A 20,600-nucleotide genomic window follows, 5' to 3' on the forward strand; every position below is an offset into this window, starting at 1 on the left:
GATATTGCCGAAAACATTGAATTAGCCATTGCTTCCTACAAAGCTGCATTGCAAATTACAACAAAAGAAGCTTTCCCCCAACAATGGGCAACAACGCAAAATAATTTAGCTCTTGCTTACAGTTACAGAATCAAAGGCGATATTGCCGAAAACATTGAATTAGCCATTGCTTCCTACAAAGCTGCATTGCAAATTACAACAAAAGAAGCTTTCCCCCAACAATGGGCAACAACGCAAAATAATTTAGCTCTTGCTTACAGTTACAGAATCAAAGGCGATATTGCCGAAAACATTGAATTAGCCATTGCTTCCTACAAAGCTGCATTGCAAATTACAACAAAAGAAGCTTTCCCCTATGAAAATGCACTAACTTTAGAAAATCTGGGGATACTTTATCAAGATGAAGGTAGATTTAATTCTGCTTACAACACTTATGAATCAGCGATCGCCGCAGTAGAGTTATTGCGCGGTGAAATTATATCTGGTGAGGAAAGCAAGCGCAAGCAAGCGGAGAAATGGAATCGACTTTATCGTAATATGGTGGAAGTTTGTTTGCAGTTGCAAGATGAAACTCAAGCGTTAGAGTTTATCGAGCGCAGTAAAACCCGGAATTTGGTAGAGTTGCTATTTAACGACGAACTTTATCCCAAAGGTGAAATTCCCGCCGCAGTTACTCAACAGTTGCAGCAAGTAAGGAATGAAATCGCCGCAGAAAAGCAACGGTTAGAGCAAGCGGAGCAAAATAATTTAGATATTAATCGCAATAATTTGAATCAGCTGCGTCAACAGCGAGAAGATTTAATTTCTAGAATAATTGGTTTTAAACCGATTCGTTTCCCAGAAATCCAAAGTCTGGTAGATGAAAACACGGCAATCGTTGAATGGTATATATTTAAAGATTGTTTCCGCGCTTTTATAATTACCCGCGATTGTCAAAAACCAATTATCTGGCATTCTAGTCAAGAAGATTATCAAAAGCTTGTAGATTGGAGTTTTGACAAATATTTACAGCCTTATTACCAAAAGAAAAATCTTTGGAGATACGAATTAAATGATAAATTACCGCAGCTAGCAGAGATTTTACATCTAGATCAAGTCATATCGTTAATTCCCCAACGCTGTAAAAAACTAATTTTAATTCCCCATCGCTATTTACATTTATTACCCATCCACGCATTACAGTTATCAAATGGCGAATATTTAATTGATAAATTTAGCGACGGTGTGAGTTATGCACCTAGCTGTCAATTACTGCGAGTTTCCCAACAGCAATTATCACATTGTAAAGACGTTGGAGACGTTATGTATAACGTCTCTACATTATTCGCGATTCAAAACCCGACAAACGATTTAGAATTTACCGACATCGAAGTAGAAACCATCGCTGCTAAATTTAATCCCAGCCACATTCTTAAACATAGCCAAGCGACACAAAGCAATTTATCACAACCATCAAACGCCGATAATCTCAAAAATGCCAACTGGCTGCATTTTTCCTGTCACGGTTATTTTAATTTAAACAATCCTACAAAATCCGGTTTGCAGCTAGCGGATACTTCAATTTCTCCGATTCCCAACCATACCGAATCATCTGGCTTATTAAAACTATCTGATGACACGGCAATTGATTTAGAAAAATGTTTAACTTTAGAAAAAATCTTTGAATTAACTTTATCCAACTGTCGTTTGGTGAGTATTTCCGCTTGCGAAAGTGGTTTTACTGATTATACAAGTACCAGCGATGAATATATTGGTTTACCCAGTGGCTTTATCCGTGCGGGTGCTGCGAGTATCGTTAGTAGTTTGTGGGCTGTAGATGATTTTTCGACGGCGATTTTAATGATTAAATTTTACGAAAATATTCCAAATTCCAATAATATGCCTATTGCTCTCAATCATGCTCAAAAATGGCTGCGTCAAGTGACTCAAAATGATTTACTAGAATGGATTGATGAAAATCAAAATATGACAGATGATAATAAAAATAAAATCAAAACAAGATTAGAGGAGAATTATTTACCGCAGCAACAACCTTTTAAACAGCCGATTTTTTGGGGTGCGTTTTATGTGGTTGGGGATTAAACCTCACCCGCGCTTCGCGCACCCTCTCCTTGTCAAGGAGAGGGTTAGTAATAAATATGTAGGGTTTTATCCCCTCTCTTTTATAAGGAGAGGGGTGCCCAAAGGGCGGGGTGAGGTATCAAATTGTGCTGATATTTTTCGATGACTTTAATAAATTGAGGAGAACAAAAAAAATGAATCCAGATGAATTAATTGCAGCATTTATCAATGTCATTCAAGAACAAGATTATGTGTTTGATGATAAAGCAATAAAAGATATCCCATCATTACAACAAAAACTCGCAGCTTTAGATAATCTTTCTTCAGAATCGCTTTCAGAAGAAATCCGTCAATGGTATATCAATCACGAATCGGTGAGAGATGCTGTTTTAGTTACTGAAAGAGAAATTGCTAAAGTCAAAAAAGCCAATCCCGCCGCTCAGGAAAATACTATTGAAAACCGCTATCGGATTATCAATGATGATTTAAAAAAGTTAGCCGATAAAAAGCAGCAAAGTAGCCAACAATCATAGATTTTTTGACAATCTTGATGTAGGGTATGTTATGCAATATGCTGTTTTTTTAACCCCTCTCCTTGATAAGGAGAGGGGAAGGGGTGAGGTTCCGAAAATATTCTCGTTTAAATAAACTATGAAAATCTATGCACCGAATATTCATTTTTTCGCATTTCAACTTTATAAAGGTGCCAATGTTGAAAAGTCTTTAACTAAACAAGATATTCAACTCTGGCATAGTGCGAATCATATTGTTCATAATACTTTAAAATATGATTTACAACTAACTCGGCGCATAGTAGATATTTCCAATGAGCCAAAGGGTTCCCGTGTAGAATTAATCAAATTATCTGAAGTCAAAGATGGAGATTATTCAATCAATTTTGCAGGTGATTTTCAAGATAATAATCAACATCAAAACCAAGATATTTTAATTAAAGGTTTTGTCTATCCTATACGAATATACGATAGTTACGGCTTGTGGTTAAATTTACGTCGTCCAGAAAAAGAAGATGATAATACTAATACAAAAGACGTTGATATTTCCCTCCTTAGTCAATTTAATCCTCAAAATTGTTTAAATCTTAATCAAACTGATAAAAAACATAAATACTTTTTAGGACAAACTTTATTAATTACTGGTTGGATAACTCTTGAAGATAAACAAAATCAAACAAATCCCTATAATATTGCCCAAGAATGCTTAACCGCGATTTTTCCAAAACCATACAACAAACCTGAATTCAACCGTCAAGGAAAATTATTTGATAGTCCAATTTTTGAATATGGTTTATTCAGTCAAGTAGATAATTATCAACACGTAATTATTTGGTTATTTGATAACCCACAACCCAAGGAAAAATTTAATCAATGCTACCAAGAATTATTAGATTTATTCTTCTTCCGCAGTAAAGTTTTTAAAGCCTTTCAAGATAGCCGCATAATTTATCAAGCTATTGCTGCGGCTTATGATGAAATTGAAAATACCATCAAAGAAATTAAATTAATTACCAAATCCGATCAATTAACCACTAAAATATTAAATCAGTTAACAGATAAATTAAAAGACTTACCGCAAAAGTCATTAGAATACACTTTTTTATTAAGAAACTTAAAAGATTATCAAAATACTATTGACATAAACCGCAATAATTATCACGAAAAACTCCGACAAATCAGCGCTGCAACCCAAGATGATAATTTAAGTATTCTCGAAACCTTCTACAAACAAGATTGCGAGAGATTTGATAAACAAATCAACGCCGACATTGGATATTTTGAGCAAGGTTCAACTTTACTAGAGCAAGCAACAGCATCAATTCGAACTGCTCCACTCTTAACCCAGTGACTCTTGATATATCTTCTAAAGCCATACCAGTGCTAAGTAGATTGATAGCGACTTGTTGTAAAGTTTCGGCTTTACCTTCGGCTCTACCTTCTTGCAAAATTTCTTGATAAATTGGTGATTCTCGCATAATATCTGCCCTCAAAACTCTTTTAATTAAGTCCTGATTCAATACTAAACCAGCTAAAATTGCTGTGGATGCAGCAACGTTACTTTGATGCTAATTACTTAAAATCTAGGAAAAAGATAGAAGCAACGGCAGATGACATCAGAAGTTTTCTTCCTCTACCAATGAATTAAGAATTTATTTACCAATTATTAAATAACCCAACAATAAATTAACTTAAGAAATAACTAAAAATTATTGTGAAACAGACATCATTCGATTATTTTAAATAAAACCCTATCCTAAGACTGATTAATCCACCTTTTACTTAAAATTAATTCCTTCTCAAGTGCAGCTTAAATATTTATTAACTTTGATTACAATAAAAGTCACTGTATTGTGATTGTAAAGCTTTTTTATCTGATTACACGAATAGTGAGGTTAAAATGCGACTACTACTTAAAAAATTTGGTAGTTGGAGTAAGCTGAAATTAACCGAAATATGGAACAGTAATAGCGGTGATTGGCATTGGTTATCAGAAAAGCCAATGTCTGTTGTCGGTATTAATCGCAAGCTGTGGAGAGGTGCTGTACCTTCATTAAGCTTCTATACTTTGCTATCGATGTCAGGAATTATCTCCACCTTGGGGTTATTAGCAAATAGTGCGGCAACAATAATTGGTGCGATGATTATTGCTCCTTTGATGGGACCGATAGTTGCTATCGCTTACAGTATTGTATCGGGAAATCAACGACTTTTAAAGCGTTCGAGTTTTACCCTATTTAAAGGTGTATTACTGACAATTGTGATTTCAATCGTGATTGCTAAATTAGTTGGTATTAGAACTTTCGGTTCGGAAATTTGGGGACGTACTAGTCCTACACTATTAGATTTAGGAGTCGCATTAGCAGCAGGTGGGGCTGGTGGGTTTGCCTTAACCAGACGCAGTATTGCCAATGCTTTACCGGGAGTAGCCATTGCTGTGGCTTTAGTTCCACCATTAAGTGTACTCGGAATTGGTATCGGCATGGGTTCAAATTCGGTTGCAGTAGGTTCGGGACTTTTGTTTCTCGCTAACTTAGCTGGTATTATCTTTAGTGGTTCCCTGGTATTTTTAGCTCACAATTACGGTTCTTTTGAAAAAGCCCGTCATGGTTTACTAATATCAATTGCTTCCTTAGTTTTACTTGGTTTACCTTTGGGTTTATCTTTAGAAACATTTTTGGTCAAAGAACAAACCCGTCGTCATATAGAATACTTGGTTTACCGTCAAACTCTCACCTTTTCTAATTCTGATATTAGAAGAATTAATGTTCGCCGAGATGGAGAAAGATATTTCGTGGATATGGAAGTTGCACTTCCTTTTAATTCCCTTTCATCAAATCAAGTGAATTTAGTCCAGAAATTTTTACAAGACAGTTTGAAAAAGCCATTAACCTTAAATGTAAGGGTGATTCCTATTGAAGAATATACAGCTAGTTGAAATATGCAACGAATTGCGATCGCGCTTAACCAACTCCAAAACCAACAAATAATCCTCACCTCAGAGCAACAGCATTATTTGTATCGAGTATTACGCCTACAAAAGGGCGATAAATTCATTGCAATGGATGGCATGGGTAAATGGTGGTTATCGCAGTTAAGTGATACAAATGCACAAATATTACATGAAATAATTGTCGAGACAGAGTTACCAATCGCCGTAACATTGATGATAGCTTTACCTAAAGGCAACGGCTTTGATGAAGTAGTCCGTTGTTGTACTGAATTAGGTGTATCTTGTATTATTCCAGTTATTAGCGATCGCACTTTATTAAAACCCAGTGTTCAAAAAGTCGAACGTTGGCGGAGAATAGCTCAAGAAGCCGCAGAACAATCGGAACGAACCAAGATACCCCAGATTTTAGAACCAGTCGCTTTTAAGCAAATTATTTCATCATTTGTAAACGTGGAAAAATATATTTGTGTTGCTCGTGGAGATTCCCCCCATTTACTCCATTACTTACAACATCAACCCCAAAAAAATGTCGTGATTGCCACAGGTGCCGAAGGTGGATGGACGAAACAAGAAGTTGAAATTGCATTGCAAAATGGCTTTCAACAAGTTTCTTTGGGCAATCGCATCCTCCGTGCAGTTACAGCACCAATTGCAATCATGTCCCTAATTTCCGCAGGTTCTGAAGTATAAAGAAAATAAAACCACTTTAGATGAAAATACTAGATCATCTATATTTCGATATTTCCGTATAAACGAAATTCAACAAGAGTATATATAAGGTATGGGGAAGAGATAAATTGAGTTTAAAATCAGCAAAATCTAAAATCTAAAATCAAATGACTGACGTAATTATAATTGGTAGCGGAATTGGAGGTTTAAGTTGTGGGGGATTATTAGCAAAATATGGGTTTGACGTGACGGTGTGTGAAAGTCATTCGATTGCCGGAGGTGCAGCACATTCTTTTACATATAAAGGTTTTAAATTTGATTCAGGACCATCGCTGTATTCGGGTTTATCTTATAGTCCTTCAAATAATCCGTTGCGACAGGTACTAGATGCAATAGAGGAAGATTGTGAATGGGCTAATTATAATAGTTGGGGTTGCTTTCTTCCTGAAGGAGATTTTAACACAGAGGTTGGTGCAGACCAATTTTGTGAAATACTTTTACGATTGCGGGGACAACAAGCCGTCGATGAATGGCGAGAATTGCAGCGAGTGATGAGACCATTAGCGGATGCTGCGATCGCGATTCCTCCAGTTGCTTTACGTTTAGATTTGGGTGTTGTGAAAACTGCGGGTAAGTTTGCACCTGATTTAATCAAACATTTTTTCAACGTGGGGAAATTGACAGGACCTTTTAGTTCAATTATGGATGGTGTGGTTTCAGACCAATTTATCAGAAATTGGTTAAATATGCTGTGTTTTCTACTTTCTGGATTACCTGCCGATGGGACAAGTGCTGCGGAAGTCGCGTTTATGTTCGCAGATTGGTATCGTCCGGGTGTGATGTTGGATTATCCGGTGGGTGGTAGTGGTGCTTTGGTTGATGCTTTAGTAAGAGGATTAGAAAAACATGGTGGAAAGTTACTTTTAAACAATCATGTTGAAGAAATTATTGTTGAAAATAAACGCGCTGTCGGAGTCAGGTTGCGTGGTGGGAAGGAATTGAGAGCAAGTACGGTAATATCAAATGCTTCTGTATGGGATACTTTAAAGTTAATTCCCTCAAATTCCCTACCGCAGCAATTTATCCAAAAACGGCGATCGACACCCGAATGCGAAAGTTTCATGCATCTACATTTAGGAATTGATGCTGGCGATATCGATGCGGATTTGCAATGTCATTATATATTCGTCAAAGATTGGGAATTGGGAATTACTGCTCCTCAGAATTTAGTATTAATATCAATTCCTTCAATAATCGATGCTTCCTTAGCACCACCGGGAAAACATTCGATTCACGTTTACACTCCTGGTAATGAACCCTACGATTTATGGCAGGGAATGGATAGGAATAGTGAAGAATATATTCTTCAAAAACAAACCCGTGCTGAAGTTATGTGGAAGGCTCTAGAAAAAGTGATTCCAGATATTCGTTCTCGTTGCGAAGTTAGTTTAATTGGGACTCCCTTAACTCACCAACGTTATTTACGTCGCCATCGTGGTTCCTATGGTCCAGCAATTCGTGCGGGAAAAGGTTTATTTCCTGGTTCCAATACTCCTTTAAAAGGTTTGATGTGTTGCGGTGATTCTACATTCCCCGGTATTGGGTTACCAGCAGTAGCAGCTTCGGGAATGCTTGCAGCGAATACTCTTGCACCTCTCAAAAAGCATTTGGAATTGTTGTTCAATATTGTTTGAATATAATTTGAACTTAAATATAATTCCACAACCAAAAGTCGGGTTTATGGTCATGATTGTTTTGGATGACAGATATTTCAGATCAAAACCCGATTTCTCATCCCGCAAAATATCAACTTTTCCTTGGCTTTTTGTTTTCGGCGGCGATTATTTTTGATCAAACTATTGGGAAATAATTTCACCCTCAAAAAATTATCGAATTTATTTAGAAAAAATAGTTTTACGATTTTGAACTTCATTTAAAGTTATTTTTGTCAATATCAGTATTTTAATTCGCCCTTTTTAGTATTTTAAGTCACACTAAAATTAATATTGCTTCATATAAACTTTGAGAGTATTGCCTTACTTTTTGCAGTTGTAGTACACAAAAATCGTAAATATCAAGTTAGTTGCTTGTTTTTATCTAGTTATTTAATCTGATTTAAGCAAAATTGATCAAAATGGTTTTACTGCTCCCCTAAGAATACAAACCCCATATTACACCCAAACGGCTTGTAATCTCGTTTCTTAATTGAGAAACTAGTCAATAAAAAATTTTATGTAAAGATGAGTAACGGGTTTGTAACGGAATATGAATACAAAAGTTTTATTGATGATAGATTGATGATTAGGTTTTGGTTATGAGTCTGCAATTGAGGAAGTTAAAAGTATATAATTGCAAAGCCAAAAAAGTTGATTAAAAATAATCTGGTTGCCATTGATATTTAGTAATCGAGTAATAAACCACATCTAATTTGTAGAAGTGAGCGTCTTTTTCGTACTTGAAACCAGCCTTTTCCATAACTCGGCGCGAAGCGATATGGTTGGGAGATGCGATCGCGATAATTTTGTAGAGTTTGAGGGACTCAAAAGCATACTGCAAAGAGGCTTTTGTAGCTTCGGTGGCAATTCCTTGATTCCAATAATATTGGTCGAGACGATATATAAGTTCAATTTCGGGGCTATTAGGTAAACAATTGAGTCCGCAATGACCGATTAATTTACCGCTGGCTTTTTCAATAGCAGCCCAGACACCGAAACCATACTTATCCCAATGTTTAATAAAATATTCTAAAACATCGCGAGTAACTTGTTTTTCCTTACCTTTGGGTATGGGTCCTCTAGGTGAATACTTCATCACTTCTGGATTGCTCAAAATTACAGTTAATCTATCCAAATCATCGAGGGTGTAAGGTCTGAGTCGCAGTCTTGCAGTTTCGATTTCTGCCATGATTAGCCTCAAATTATCCTTTGATCCAGTTATAAGTTTCACCTCAATTCAATCCCGTCCGGTTTTTGGGAGATAGGAGAATTAGAACTACCCGAAAACCGGAATTATTCATCGTCAATTGTTGAAGCTTCAAAACTAATCAGAAACAGCAACAGGACTTACGCAACTGGCACATCGCGATCGCATTTTGGGTTGCATAACTTCAAAGAAGTCGGGTTTTTTACAAAAAGCTGACTTTTAAGCAAGTGGATAAACAGCAATAAAAAATACTGCTCAAATTGCCAGCAAAAATTAATATAATGCAGTTATTATGAGCATCTTCCAACCTGTGAAAAAATCTGGTCAGCAAAACCGTCTGGGTAAAAACGACTGGCGGTTATTTTTGCGTTTAGTTCCCTACGCTCGTAGTTATAAAAAACTGCTGGGAATTTCGATATTACTGCTGATACCAGTAGCAGTAGCCAACGCAATACAACCTTTGATAATTGGACAAGTTATTTCTTTAGTTCGTCAAGAACCCAGCACTTACAGATTTCTCCTGGATAATCCAACACAAGGATTATATATTCTGCAAATTGTGTTATTAATCACGGTTGTAATTCGTCTTGCACTCAATGGCTTTCAAGGTTTTTTAGTTCAAAAGGTGGGACAACAAATTACAGCGGATATTCGTTCCGATTTATTTGAACACGTGACTTCCTTAGCAGTACGTTTTTTTGATAAAACACCAGTCGGTAAATTAATTACCAGATTGACATCTGATGTAGAAGTATTAGGAGACGTATTTTCCACAGGAGCCATAGGCATATTATCCGATATCTTCTCCACCTTAGTAATTATCGGCTTCATGTTTTATACTCAATGGCAATTAGCTTTATTACTGCTGCTATTGCTCCTTCCCGTATCCGTATTAATTATCTATTTTCAACAGCAATTTCGCAAAGCAAATTATAAAGCTAGAGAAGAACTTTCCGCACTCAATTCCCAGTTACAAGAAAATATTACAGGGATTAATGTCGTACAGTTGTTCCGACGAGAACAATTTAACGCTAAATTATTCGCACAAACTAACAATCGTTACGTTAAAGAAGTTGATCTAACCATCTTTCACGATTCCGCAGTTTCAGCAACTTTAGAATGGATCGCAATTGTTGCGATCGCCGGTGTATTGTGGGTTGGTGGCTGGTTAATTTTGCAAGAACAATTAACAGTAGGGCTATTATCGAGTTTTGTACTGTACGCTCAGCGATTATTTGAACCTTTACGGCAATTTGCAGAAAAATTTACGATTATTCAAGCAGGTTTTACTGCTATAGAAAGAGTGACTGATATTTTAGATGAACCTATAGAAATAAGCGATAAAGTTAATCCTAGATATTCGCTGACAAACAGCTTTGAATTTGGATATATCGACGAAATTGTCGAAACTCTAGAAACCATCGACGATAAAATCGATGCATCAAAACTTGGAGAAATTCGTTTTGAACAAGTTTGGTTTGCTTATAAAGATGATGATTATGTAATTAAAAATCTAGACTTTACCATCAATCCGGGGGAAAAAATTGCTTTAGTCGGTCCCACAGGAGCAGGAAAAAGCACTATCATTCGTTTATTATGTCGTCTTTACGAACCAAGCAAAGGACGTATCTTAGTAGATGGTATTGATATTCGAGAAATACCCCAAGCCGAATTAAGACGGTATATGGCTGTCATTTTACAAGAAGGATTCTTATTTGCTGGTGATGTCAAAACTAATATTACATTAGGTGATAACTACACCTTCGCAGAAATTCAACAAGCAGCGCGATCGACAAATGTTGAAGATTTTATCGAAGAATTACCCCAAGGTTACAATACACAACTTAGAGAAAGAGGTACAAACATTTCTAGTGGTGAGAAACAGCTTTTAGCTTTCGCAAGAGCTGCAATTCGTAACCCACAAATTCTAGTATTAGATGAGGCAACTGCAAATTTAGATGTAGCGACAGAAACTTTAATTCAACAAGCTTTAAATCAACTTTTAGCCCAACGTACTGCTATTATTATTGCTCACCGTTTATCTACTATTCGTAATGTCAACCGGATTTTCGTACTCAAACGCGGTGAATTGATTGAACAAGGTAGTCATGAACAACTATTGCAGCAAGGAGGATTATACGCTACATTACACAATTTACAAATGCTCAATCAGTAAACAGTTATCAGTTAACTGATGCTCAACTATAAAACTAAGTTGTGAGCCAAATTACTAGGGTAACTACTACTCCACCACATAAGTTATGAGGGGTATCCGGTAGTGCGTTGGCGTAGCCTGCCCCGGAGGGGCATACCGGAAAGCTCGCTAGCTATCACGAGGGAGCGAGACGCTCCCACTACGAGTGCGTTAACCATCAAAATTAATGTGGTGGAGTACTACAACCCCCTCTATTCCCTCCGAAAAGCCATTAGATATTACTTTTGGATGATTTTGTCTTGAACAAGTGCAAGCTTTCAGGTTGCTTAGAAGTCGAGTTTTTAGGAAGATTTTGTTGTGAAGAAGGATATTTATGCAAAAACCTGAAAACTTTCTCGGATTATCTTCTAAAAAAGACTTTTACACCAAACCCTAAATAAATAATCTTACTGCTCAAGTGAATTAAACAGAGCAATTTTTAAACTAATGTACTTATTAAGTTGTTGTATAACCATATTTTTAATAGTTTCTAAATTGGTATTCTCACTTCTAGGAATATTCCAATAAAGAATTGCAACAGCTTCTTGAATAGAAGTTTCTAATTGTAATAAATCAGAAGCTTTTAACTTGAGTGCAATTTGTTTACTCAAAATATTACCATCATTTACTGTATCTAAATTAAGATGAGAAAAAACTTTACCATTGGGCATTTTTGCATCGTAAAAAACAGTATTTTTCAACTTAACTGAGGAAAAGATTGCTTGAGAAAGATTCGCTCGATTAAAATCGGTGTCTGTTAAATCTGTTCTGATTAGCTTAGCTTCAATCAAAGATGCACTTCTTAAATTCGCACCGACTAATTTCGCTTCAGTCAAATTTGCACCCGATAACTTTGCACCATTCAAACAAGCACCCGTTAAATCCGCTTGACTTAAATCAGCACCTATCAAAGTCGCACCTCTCAAATTCGCTCCTCTGAGAATTGCACCCTGAAGATTTGCTTCTCTTAAGTCAGCTTCTCCTAAGTCAGCTTCGCTTAAATCAGCTCTCACAAGTCCAACTTTAGAAAGTTTAGCGTTGAAAAAATCAACTTTAACTAAATTCGCATCAGCTAATGTCGCAGCTTCTAAATTAATATGACATAGCCTTGCACCTTTCAAAGATAAAGAAGTCAGTTCAACTTGACCAAAGTTTCTTAAACCATCTGCATAATTTTGTAACAATTCTTTAGATTTCATATAATAAAAAATTTTTAACAGTCAGATAAGTAAAAATAAACATTAAAAAAATATTAAACTAAAATCGATGTAATAGTCCATGGGAATATGAACTTTTTTAGATAACATCTATCACAAGATAGGTTTTTATTATATTTGTGTTTTTTAGGGTATGTCGAGAGAGTTTGTTTGCAAAAAACCCCGGCTTCTTGAAAAAGTCGGGTTTTTTAAGCTTTGTAGACTGTGGAGAAGCAACTTTACGCAAAATTTATTTGACTACTCCCTAATCACCATCTAAATCAAATGCTCATTCTCGCCTTTATGCAGGTTGGGGAGCATCAATTCATAGGAGTCTTAACTTGACGCGCCATATCTAAAAATGAATTCATATTTGCACCAGGACGGCGGCGTATATTATCATTCTTAGGTATTAAATATTTCGGTGCAAAAGTAGTTTCCTTTGGCTCTTCAGGTTTATTGACAGTAGTAGATGCTTTCTTAGCAGCTTTTTTATTTTCAACAGGAACAGCAGTTGCTTCTAAACCTTTAGCTGTTTGAACCAATTCGATATCAACTTGTTTAACTTTATCGGATGGGACTTCTTTTACTTGATTATTTTCATCCTTTACCTTGACTATATCTACTGGTTGCGATCCATTAGTAGCTGCTGGTTTGGCTCCATTATTAGATGCTTCAACCGGCTTAGAATCAGAAGAAGGCATTGGTTCATCAGGTTCTTCTTTCAATTCTAAAAAAAAGTTCCCATTTTTTTTCTTTCCACCAAGAATTCCAGAAATAAATTTCATAATTTCCTCAGATTAGGGTTTTGATACAACTAAATTTGCTTATTTCTTTTGTCTTTTATATTTAATAGCCGAATTTTGACCCATTTGACCAAATTAATTAATAAAGACGTATTTTTGTAAATAATTATCAAAAATACTTGTTTATCTTACGCCATCCACTTTCCAAAGATTCTAGAACCGAGGATGGTTGAAGTATCGGTTCGGGATAAATTTGCTAATTACAAACGCTCTATAGCTTGTATTTCGAGCGGTTGTAGCTTCTCAATACTTGATTACAATTATCAGATTTTCTTGTAACCTAGAGCAAGAATGTGAAAGCTGATTTAACAAAAGTTAACAGGTTAAAGGTTAAAAGTGTCTGGTTATCTTTCCAATTACCCATTACCCATTACCAATTACCAAATAAGTTACATTTTAAATGAACTAAATTAAACTCTATGTGTTAAATGAATCAGGTAAATCAGCAGCGCAATCCTCTATTATTGGTACACGGAATTTGGGATAGTGGTAGAGTATTTGGTAGGATGATTCCTTTTCTCAACGAAGGTGGTTGGAAAGTATATGACCTGGATTTGTTACCTAATAACGGTACTAGGGGTTTGGATGATTTAGCACAACAGGTAGCCAATAAAATTGAGGCTACTTTTCCACCGCAACAACCTTTTGATTTACTTGGTTTCAGTATGGGAGGAATTGTCAGTCGTTATTATGTCCAGAGACTAGGTGGAATTAACCGTGTACAGCGATTTATTGCTCTTTCTGCTCCAAACCACGGTACACGAACAGCTTATTTTAATCAAGGACTTGGTTGCGTGCAAATGCGTCCTAATAGTGGTTTTCTTCGAGATTTAAATAGCGATGTTCAAATATTATCCCAAATTAATTTTACCTCGATTTGGACACCTTATGACATGATGATTGTCCCCGCAGATAGTTCTAAAATGCCTGTAGGAGATAATATTGTGCTGCCAGTTTTGAATCATGCTTGGATGCTAACTGATAGCAAAAGTTTGAATGCGATCGCAACTGCATTATTAGCACCAATTAAGTCAATTCCCCAATTGTAGTAAATTCAGCATTGCCAAAAATTGCTTGTGGATAACGGTAATATTTATATTCCATCAAGTTGTAAAATGGGTCTTCAAGAAAAAAAGTCCGATGTTCTAGGGGTGTATTTACAAAACGGTTTTTAGCTGATTCTCTAAAAGGTAAATTCTGTTGTTGCGCTTTGCTCAATAAATCTTCCCAATCAGCTTCGTGGGTGAAAATCAAACCGAAATGTCTGGGATAAATTCCTTGTTGAGGTGTAAGGATTTCCTTAGTAACGTGTGCGACTAATTGATGTCCGTAAAGATTGAGAATCAAAGCATGACGATTTTCTCTACCGGGAGTGCATCCCAAACCATCGACATAATATGCTTTTGTTTGAGCAATATCGGTTACGGGGAATGCCATGTGGAAGATGACATTGGGCATTGGTAATTGGTAATTGGTAATTGGTAATGGGTAATTGGATATATGGTATAACAATCACCTGACTTTTCACTAACTATTAGCCGTATTATTTTGATAATTGATAACTGTTCACTGTTCACTGATAACTGATTATGTCTTTTGGTAACCATTTAATAGTCGGTGTTTCTGGTACTTCATTAACCGATGAAGATAAAAGAATACTTAGTAAAATCAAGCCTGTGGGGATTTGTTTTTTTGCAAAGAACTTCTGTGATGGTGAACCTTATGGGGTATGGTTACAAACTTTTAACAAATTGAGTCAAGATATCCGAGAATATACTGAACGCGAATCGATGTTTATTTCCATCGATCATGAAGGAGGAAGAGTAATTCGTCCACCTTTACCAATTACGCGATTTCCCTATAGTTATGTGTGTCGTAAACGAGCGCGAGAAGTTGCGATCGCCATGGCAGTTGAACTAAAATCTTTGGGTATCAATGTTTCCTGGGCACCCGTTGCGGATATCTTTTCTAACCCCAATAATCCCATCATCGGACCGCGTGCTTTTGATACAACTCCAGAAATAGCAGCCCAATTTGCTCGTGAATACTTCTTCGGACTCAAAGAATCGGGAATCATCGCTTGTGCTAAACATTTCCCCGGACACGGAGATACCAGCACTGATTCTCATTTAGCATTGCCGGTACTAAATTTAACTAAAGAGCAATTGCAAGAACGAGAATTGATACCATTTAAAACATTAATATCCGAGAAAATACCCTTAATTATGACCGCTCATATCCTCTTTCCGGAAATTGGAGGAGATAAACCCGCTACATTTTCTCAGTCAATTTTGAACGGAATACTTAGAAAAGAAATGGGATTTGAAGGAGTTGTCGTATCGGATGATTTAGATATGAAAGCCGTTGCGGATATGTATAGTCAAAGCGGTACAGTAGCCCATACCTTAAATGCAGGTTGCGATTTATTTTTAATGTGTGGTAATCTGCCTTCATCATCTACCGAACGAATAGAATTTATTGCTAAAGATTTTGTAAAATCTTTAGAAAACGGTAGCCTTGAAGAATCAGTAGTAGAAGTTGCGAATCAAAGAATTGAAAAATTATTGAGCGAAACACCGCAATATACAGTAAAAATGCTTGATAAAGATATATTTTTACAACACGCTGAATTGGCGATTGATTGTAGTTATGATAATTGAGAAGTTAACAAAAATGCCTGGCGAATATAATATGTCCTGTGGACACGCTTCGCTAACGCGGCTACACAAACAAAACCCACCTTCGTGGGTTTATAATCGATTATATTCGCCGAGTATGGCATTAATTCAGACTTGGAAAACATCCTCTAAGATTAATTTTATGGTGATTTATAACTAGCAACCCGTAAAATCAATTCTCCTTTGTCAGGATTCTGAGTAAATATAAATGCACCCGTTTCTTTCTCGCTTTTTGATAAAAATTCTATTTGCTGTTCCCCTGTTTCCTCTACTTTTCCGTTAATACGCAATTCAGCTATAACTTGTACCGAAGCTGCTGTTTCTCCTCCTTGATTAACTACCTCGAAGGGGATATAATATTGTCCGTTTTCTTGTCGTAAGGGTTGATTTTTAGTAACGATAAGCAAAGGTGGTTTTTCTGGGGATTGTTTGATCCAAGTGAAGCTGACTAAACCCACAACCCCGACAAGTATTAATGAAGCAACAGTAAATGTCACCCATTCGGCAATTGTACGTTTTTGATGAAGTTTTTTTTCTTGTTGAGGCTGATTCATATTGCTAATCTTCCCGCAGCACCACCAATAGTTGCCGGTAATCCTAATATTAAGGTATGTTTTAACCAAATTGTCCAAGAATCATGGATAGTCAATTTTTGAAAAAACCACAGCATTATTGCTGCTGCTAGTAACGATATGAGGTAACAAATCATGGTTTCGCTAAATGGTTTTTGAAATATACCTTTGTGCTGTCTACGTTTGTTTTGATCCGAAAAACCTGCTTGAAATACTATTGCATAGGAAATTAATAAAGAAGTGGCAATAATTGCTAACAGCCAAGGTTGAGATACTGCTGCTGCAAGTGTTGCGATTTCATCGGTAGGAGCAATATTAAAGCCAATGACAATTGCACCAATTAAGGTTGCACTTAAATCGGAAAAGGTAGCATTATCATTAACTGAATTATCTTGTCTGGTAGTTCTATTATCTGGTGAATTGTTGCCGTTTTCACCTAATAATTGATTGGCTAATGCAACCCCCAAACTAAAGGGTACGCTTTCATAAATAATTTTACCCAATGCTTCTTGAAGAGAAACTCCCGGAGACAATTCTTGTAATAGTAACAGTAAATAAGCCGAACAAATTAAGCCGATTCCCATTGCTTCTATTGTTTCCGTAATTCCTTGATAACGACGATTAAATCGTTTGGGTTTGCGAAAACCTTCAGTACGCATAAGTAGATAAACAACAATAAATGTTAATAGCAGTGCTACCAACATCATCCCTGGTGTCGCAGATGAACCTATCCACCATACTTCCATGGTATAAAGCAAAGGAATACCGAATAAAAAACCACCACATCCACCTCTAACGATGTCATTTAGCTCACTTCTCCAAGGATTTTTTTGGTGTTTTCCCCGGCTTTTCCTTCGCGAATTAAGTTTCATCTGCAAAAACGTTTGATTTATAAAATTATCCCTCGATATTCTCAGTACTAACTAAAACTCTTCTTATTTATCAGTTAGTTAGAGGTTAAGAAATCTTTATCAAGCGATTATTCTTATATTATCATTAATGTTTGTTTGCTTGAAACTCTTTTAGCAAGAAGTCGGCTTTTGTGAGAGTTACTCGACTTCTAGATTTGTGATCTATTTATTTTATAATTACAAATTATTCGGAATTATTATTTGATATTTGGAAGAGTATTAAACAAATAAAATACTAAACACTTAATCAGTTATCAGTTATCAGTAAACAGTTATCAAATTGTTGAATAATCTGGGTTTAAATATCTCGATATATTGCCCAAGTGATTAGTGGTAAGCGTTGGTGGTACCTTACTGCCCGCCGTTGCACGGGGGTATACTGCTGACTACTGATTGAATACTTTTAATATATTTGCTGGATATGCCTAAACTTAAACTTGTATTGTTAATTATTAGTTTCTTAATTCTGATTGTACTCAGTGGTTGTATTCCTAGTAAAGGAAATATTTGGACACAAAAAATGTCTCATCTCTTCGGTGATGATTACAGAATTACTCTATATTCTGGAGGTAATGCAGTTCGAGAATGGCAATTAAAAAGCGGTATTATTAATTATGAAAAAAACGATGACGGTTGGTTCTTTGCTTGTAAAAAACATATCGTAATTATTAGAGGTAAAGAGATAGTCATTGAACCATTAACTTATTCTCAGCAACAAGTAGAAAATCCCATTATTTGTAACTAATGATTAATTCTTTAACAGCCATACTCGCGGATTTTACTTAATTCAAACCAAGTGCGATCGCCAACTATTCCATCTGCTAGTAATCCGGTACGTTGTTGTAAATCTTTAATCGCGTTTTCAGTTACAACACCAAAATAGCCGGTAATTGCAGATTGGAAAAAACCAGACCATAAAAGTCTTTCCTGGATTTTTTCGACTAATTCCCCTCTACTACCTTTGCTTAATAAAGGCATATCTACTGGCGCACCCTTGTATAAACAAAGCCAAGTATTTTCATCAACGATGCCATCTTCTGCTAAAAACATCCAATACTCAAAACAATTAACAGCAGATGTAGTTTGGGGTCCAAATATACCATCAATTTTACCAAAATAGCACTGCCAATGTTTTAATAAATCTTGTAGCTCCTTAACAGCCGAACCTGTAGAACCTGGAGTCAGTATGGGTTTATTCATATGAAGACGAGTATTCTGAAAGTTAGAAGTAGAAGTCATGGTGGTTAGAATCAGTATTTGTATTGAGTTGAGAATTGCTGGAATTGAAAAGATATCAAAGTTTTTAAAAAACGAATTACAATATTTATTTTGATAGAAAAAGCTACACAAGCGAATTCGAGTATTCCGGATGATGAGTAAAATATTTTTAATAGAGAAAAATACCTATTAGTACAGATGAATCTTTGATTCTGCGTTTATTTTAATTTAGCTTTACAGTTTGAGAAAATAGAAGTAATAATACGCATTGTGATTTTATCTGTATATAGATGTATTGGTAATTGGTAATTGGTAATTGGTAATTGGTAATTGGTAATTGTTGATTGTTGCCGAACCAACTTTATTACAAGTGTTTAACCGGATATGATATTAGAGGATTTCGATATTCTATATTTAGATGTATCAATCATTTTTAAAACCTGATATTAATTTAGTTAATACATCTACTTGGGAAGAAGAAACAAATTATTATCTTCATCTTTGCCATTTGCAGTTAGGATAAAAGTAAGACTGCATTTTTGGGCAATATCTACCATGACAGCAGAAAATCATGATTCTTTTGGTTTAATTGCGATCGCAAAACAAACTCGACTTGCAGCTATGAAGCTAGGGGTTTTATCTACAGCTGCGAGAAATGAAGCAATTAAAGCGATTGCTAGTGCGTTACTATCGGCACAAGATGAGATAATTCAAGCAAACATGATTGATTGTGAAGCTGCTGCAAAGGAGGGAATTGCCAAGCCACTTTACAAACGGTTGGAGTTGGACGAACATAAATTAAGAGATAATATCGCTGGTGTAAAGGATATTGGTAAACTTCCCGACCCAGTTGGTAGCGTTCAAATTCACCGTAAATTAGATAGTGATTTAATCCTCAAGCGTGTCACTTGTCCTTTGGGGGTTTTAGGGGTAATTTTTGAAGCACGTCCGGAAGCGGCGATACAAATTGCATCTCTAGCGATAAAATCGGGAAATGGTGTAATTCTTAAAGGTGGAAAGGAAGCAATTCGTTCTTGTGAAGCAATAGTCAAAGCTATCAAACAAGGATTATCTCAAACTACAGTTGACCCTGATGCGGTACAATTATTAACTACCAGAGAAGAAACTTTAGAACTTTTGAAGTTAGATAAATATGTAGATTTAATTATTCCTAGAGGTTCTAATTCTTTTGTAAAATTTGTACAGCAAAATACCTCAATTGCAGTATTAGGACACGCTGAGGGAATTTGCCATTTATATATTGATCAAGCCGCAGATATTGACAAAGCTGTAAATATTACAGTGGATGCAAAAACTCACTATCCTGCCGCTTGTAATGCCATTGAAACTTTATTAGTTCATCAAGAAATTGCATCAAGTTTTCTCCCACAAGTAGCCGAAGCTCTGCAAAAATTAAAGGTAGAATTGAGAGGAGATACAGCAACTCAATCAATTTTATCCAAAATTTTACCAGCAACAGAAACAGATTGGGAAACAGAATACAGCGATTTGATTTTGTCAATTAAAATTGTTGATTCTTTACCCGAAGCCATAAACCACATCAACGAATACGGTTCCAAACATACCGATGCAATTATTACAGAAGATATAGAAGCAGCAGAAACTTTTTTATCCTTAGTAAATGCAGCCGGTGTTTATCATAATTGTTCCACCCGTTTTGCAGATGGTTTCCGTTACGGATTCGGTGCAGAAGTTGGAATTAGCACCCAACAAATACCACCCAGGGGACCAGTTGGTTTAGAAGGTTTAGTAACCTATAAATATAAAATGACAGGTAACGGTCATATTGCGAGTAGCTACACTGGTGAAAATGCTAAACCTTTTCTTCATAAAGATTTATAGTTAAAGGTTAAAGGTCAAAGGTTAAAGATTATAATTTCTCTCCCC

At 36.0% G+C, this 20,600-nt stretch carries 18 protein-coding genes; 11 read left to right on the plus strand and 7 right to left on the minus strand.

All coding sequences use genetic code 11. The annotated features are described in order from the left end of the window. From IQ247_RS24835 to IQ247_RS24860, 6 genes are all read left to right on the plus strand, one after another. Positions 1-2,082, plus strand: a 2,082-nt coding sequence (locus tag IQ247_RS24835) for a CHAT domain-containing protein (protein ID WP_193924050.1), incomplete at its 5' end; no start/stop codon positions are given. A 173-nt stretch (positions 2,083-2,255) separates the two neighbouring features. Beyond that, positions 2,256-2,594: a hypothetical protein gene (locus tag IQ247_RS24840; protein WP_193924051.1), complete on the plus strand. Its 339-nt coding sequence runs from the start codon at positions 2,256-2,258 to the stop codon at positions 2,592-2,594. A 118-nt stretch (positions 2,595-2,712) separates the two neighbouring features. Continuing rightward, positions 2,713-3,924, plus strand: coding sequence for a hypothetical protein (locus IQ247_RS24845; protein ID WP_193924052.1), 1,212 nt, complete (start codon positions 2,713-2,715; stop codon positions 3,922-3,924). 549 nt (positions 3,925-4,473) lie between these two features. After that, complete coding sequence (locus IQ247_RS24850; RefSeq protein ID WP_193924053.1) at positions 4,474-5,511, plus strand: DUF389 domain-containing protein; 1,038 nt, start codon at positions 4,474-4,476, stop codon at positions 5,509-5,511. Between the two features lie 3 nt (positions 5,512-5,514). Beyond that, positions 5,515-6,216 carry a 16S rRNA (uracil(1498)-N(3))-methyltransferase gene (locus tag IQ247_RS24855; RefSeq protein WP_193924054.1) on the plus strand — a complete coding sequence of 234 codons (702 nt, stop codon included), beginning with the start codon at positions 5,515-5,517 and terminating at the stop codon, positions 6,214-6,216. Positions 6,217-6,362: 146 nt separating this feature from the next. Continuing rightward, a complete protein-coding gene (locus tag IQ247_RS24860) occupies positions 6,363-7,889 on the plus strand; it encodes a phytoene desaturase family protein (protein ID WP_193924055.1) in 1,527 nt (508 codons plus the stop codon). Positions 7,890-8,565: 676 nt separating this feature from the next. On the opposite strand, the gene IQ247_RS24865 is transcribed toward IQ247_RS24860, so the two are convergent. Beyond that, complete coding sequence (locus tag IQ247_RS24865; RefSeq protein ID WP_193924057.1) at positions 8,566-9,099, minus strand: GNAT family N-acetyltransferase; 534 nt, start codon at positions 9,097-9,099, stop codon at positions 8,566-8,568. A 310-nt stretch (positions 9,100-9,409) separates the two neighbouring features. Between IQ247_RS24865 and IQ247_RS24870 the strand changes: the two genes are divergently transcribed. Further along, the gene (locus IQ247_RS24870) at positions 9,410-11,293 is read left to right on the plus strand and encodes an ABC transporter ATP-binding protein (RefSeq protein WP_193924058.1); all 1,884 of its coding nucleotides are present in this window, start codon (positions 9,410-9,412) and stop codon (positions 11,291-11,293) included. Between the two features lie 425 nt (positions 11,294-11,718). On the opposite strand, the gene IQ247_RS24875 is transcribed toward IQ247_RS24870, so the two are convergent. Together IQ247_RS24875 and IQ247_RS24880 are read right to left on the minus strand one after the other, a co-directional pair. Beyond that, a complete protein-coding gene (locus IQ247_RS24875; RefSeq protein ID WP_193924060.1) occupies positions 11,719-12,510 on the minus strand; it encodes a pentapeptide repeat-containing protein in 792 nt (263 codons plus the stop codon). 317 nt (positions 12,511-12,827) lie between these two features. Further along, positions 12,828-13,295: a hypothetical protein gene (locus IQ247_RS24880; protein WP_193924062.1), complete on the minus strand. Its 468-nt coding sequence runs from the start codon at positions 13,293-13,295 to the stop codon at positions 12,828-12,830. A 446-nt stretch (positions 13,296-13,741) separates the two neighbouring features. Between IQ247_RS24880 and IQ247_RS24885 the strand changes: the two genes are divergently transcribed. Continuing rightward, positions 13,742-14,362: an esterase/lipase family protein gene (locus IQ247_RS24885; RefSeq protein ID WP_193924064.1), complete on the plus strand. Its 621-nt coding sequence runs from the start codon at positions 13,742-13,744 to the stop codon at positions 14,360-14,362. On the opposite strand, the gene IQ247_RS24890 is transcribed toward IQ247_RS24885, so the two are convergent. Beyond that, entirely contained in the window at positions 14,340-14,771 is a 432-nt protein-coding gene (locus tag IQ247_RS24890) for a VOC family protein (protein ID WP_193924065.1), read from the minus strand. The two genes, IQ247_RS24885 and IQ247_RS24890, sit on opposite strands and share 23 nt — an antisense overlap. 131 nt (positions 14,772-14,902) lie before the next feature. Here IQ247_RS24890 and nagZ point away from each other — a divergent pair, with 131 nt between their 5' ends. After that, the gene (gene nagZ, locus IQ247_RS24895) at positions 14,903-15,973 is read left to right on the plus strand and encodes a beta-N-acetylhexosaminidase (protein ID WP_193924066.1); all 1,071 of its coding nucleotides are present in this window, start codon (positions 14,903-14,905) and stop codon (positions 15,971-15,973) included. Between the two features lie 158 nt (positions 15,974-16,131). On the opposite strand, the gene IQ247_RS24900 is transcribed toward nagZ, so the two are convergent. Both IQ247_RS24900 and IQ247_RS24905 read right to left on the minus strand, forming a co-directional pair. Next, positions 16,132-16,545, minus strand: coding sequence for a TIGR02588 family protein (locus tag IQ247_RS24900; RefSeq protein WP_193924067.1), 414 nt, complete (start codon positions 16,543-16,545; stop codon positions 16,132-16,134). Then, entirely contained in the window at positions 16,542-17,435 is an 894-nt protein-coding gene (locus IQ247_RS24905) for a TIGR02587 family membrane protein (RefSeq protein WP_193924068.1), read from the minus strand. The genes IQ247_RS24900 and IQ247_RS24905 overlap by 4 nt, the downstream gene beginning before the upstream one ends. Positions 17,436-17,895: 460 nt before the next feature. Here IQ247_RS24905 and IQ247_RS24910 point away from each other — a divergent pair, with 460 nt between their 5' ends. Further along, entirely contained in the window at positions 17,896-18,219 is a 324-nt protein-coding gene (locus tag IQ247_RS24910) for a hypothetical protein (protein ID WP_193924069.1), read from the plus strand. Between the two features lie 11 nt (positions 18,220-18,230). Here the strand turns inward: IQ247_RS24910 and IQ247_RS24915 are convergent, their stop codons facing one another. Further along, complete coding sequence (locus tag IQ247_RS24915) at positions 18,231-18,713, minus strand: peptidoglycan-binding domain-containing protein (protein WP_193924071.1); 483 nt, start codon at positions 18,711-18,713, stop codon at positions 18,231-18,233. Between the two features lie 534 nt (positions 18,714-19,247). Here IQ247_RS24915 and IQ247_RS24920 point away from each other — a divergent pair. After that, positions 19,248-20,555 carry a glutamate-5-semialdehyde dehydrogenase gene (locus IQ247_RS24920; protein ID WP_193924073.1) on the plus strand — a complete coding sequence of 436 codons (1,308 nt, stop codon included), beginning with the start codon at positions 19,248-19,250 and terminating at the stop codon, positions 20,553-20,555. Positions 20,556-20,600: the final 45 nt, after the last annotated feature.

It is taken from the genome of Plectonema cf. radiosum LEGE 06105, from assembly GCF_015207665.1.
Classification (GTDB): Bacteria; Cyanobacteriota; Cyanobacteriia; order Cyanobacteriales; family Nostocaceae; genus Rivularia; species Rivularia radiosa_A.

What these genes read in the sequence shown, in the direction of transcription:
- IQ247_RS24890 (WP_193924065.1), bottom strand. Translation starts at nt 14,771, where the DNA reads ATGCCCAATGTCATCTTCCACATGGCATTCCCCGTAACCGATATTGCT.
- IQ247_RS24870 (WP_193924058.1), top strand. Translation starts at nt 9,410, where the DNA reads ATGAGCATCTTCCAACCTGTGAAAAAATCTGGTCAGCAAAACCGTCTG.
- IQ247_RS24920 (WP_193924073.1), top strand. Translation starts at nt 19,248, where the DNA reads ATGACAGCAGAAAATCATGATTCTTTTGGTTTAATTGCGATCGCAAAA.
- IQ247_RS24845 (WP_193924052.1), top strand. Translation starts at nt 2,713, where the DNA reads ATGAAAATCTATGCACCGAATATTCATTTTTTCGCATTTCAACTTTAT.
- IQ247_RS24840 (WP_193924051.1), top strand. Translation starts at nt 2,256, where the DNA reads ATGAATCCAGATGAATTAATTGCAGCATTTATCAATGTCATTCAAGAA.
- IQ247_RS24905 (WP_193924068.1), bottom strand. Translation starts at nt 17,435, where the DNA reads ATGAAACTTAATTCGCGAAGGAAAAGCCGGGGAAAACACCAAAAAAAT.
- IQ247_RS24910 (WP_193924069.1), top strand. Translation starts at nt 17,896, where the DNA reads ATGCCTAAACTTAAACTTGTATTGTTAATTATTAGTTTCTTAATTCTG.
- IQ247_RS24900 (WP_193924067.1), bottom strand. Translation starts at nt 16,545, where the DNA reads ATGAATCAGCCTCAACAAGAAAAAAAACTTCATCAAAAACGTACAATT.
- nagZ (WP_193924066.1), top strand. Translation starts at nt 14,903, where the DNA reads ATGTCTTTTGGTAACCATTTAATAGTCGGTGTTTCTGGTACTTCATTA.
- IQ247_RS24865 (WP_193924057.1), bottom strand. Translation starts at nt 9,099, where the DNA reads ATGGCAGAAATCGAAACTGCAAGACTGCGACTCAGACCTTACACCCTC.
- IQ247_RS24860 (WP_193924055.1), top strand. Translation starts at nt 6,363, where the DNA reads ATGACTGACGTAATTATAATTGGTAGCGGAATTGGAGGTTTAAGTTGT.
- IQ247_RS24875 (WP_193924060.1), bottom strand. Translation starts at nt 12,510, where the DNA reads ATGAAATCTAAAGAATTGTTACAAAATTATGCAGATGGTTTAAGAAAC.
- IQ247_RS24885 (WP_193924064.1), top strand. Translation starts at nt 13,742, where the DNA reads ATGAATCAGGTAAATCAGCAGCGCAATCCTCTATTATTGGTACACGGA.
- IQ247_RS24850 (WP_193924053.1), top strand. Translation starts at nt 4,474, where the DNA reads ATGCGACTACTACTTAAAAAATTTGGTAGTTGGAGTAAGCTGAAATTA.
- IQ247_RS24880 (WP_193924062.1), bottom strand. Translation starts at nt 13,295, where the DNA reads ATGAAATTTATTTCTGGAATTCTTGGTGGAAAGAAAAAAAATGGGAAC.
- IQ247_RS24855 (WP_193924054.1), top strand. Translation starts at nt 5,515, where the DNA reads ATGCAACGAATTGCGATCGCGCTTAACCAACTCCAAAACCAACAAATA.
- IQ247_RS24915 (WP_193924071.1), bottom strand. Translation starts at nt 18,713, where the DNA reads ATGACTTCTACTTCTAACTTTCAGAATACTCGTCTTCATATGAATAAA.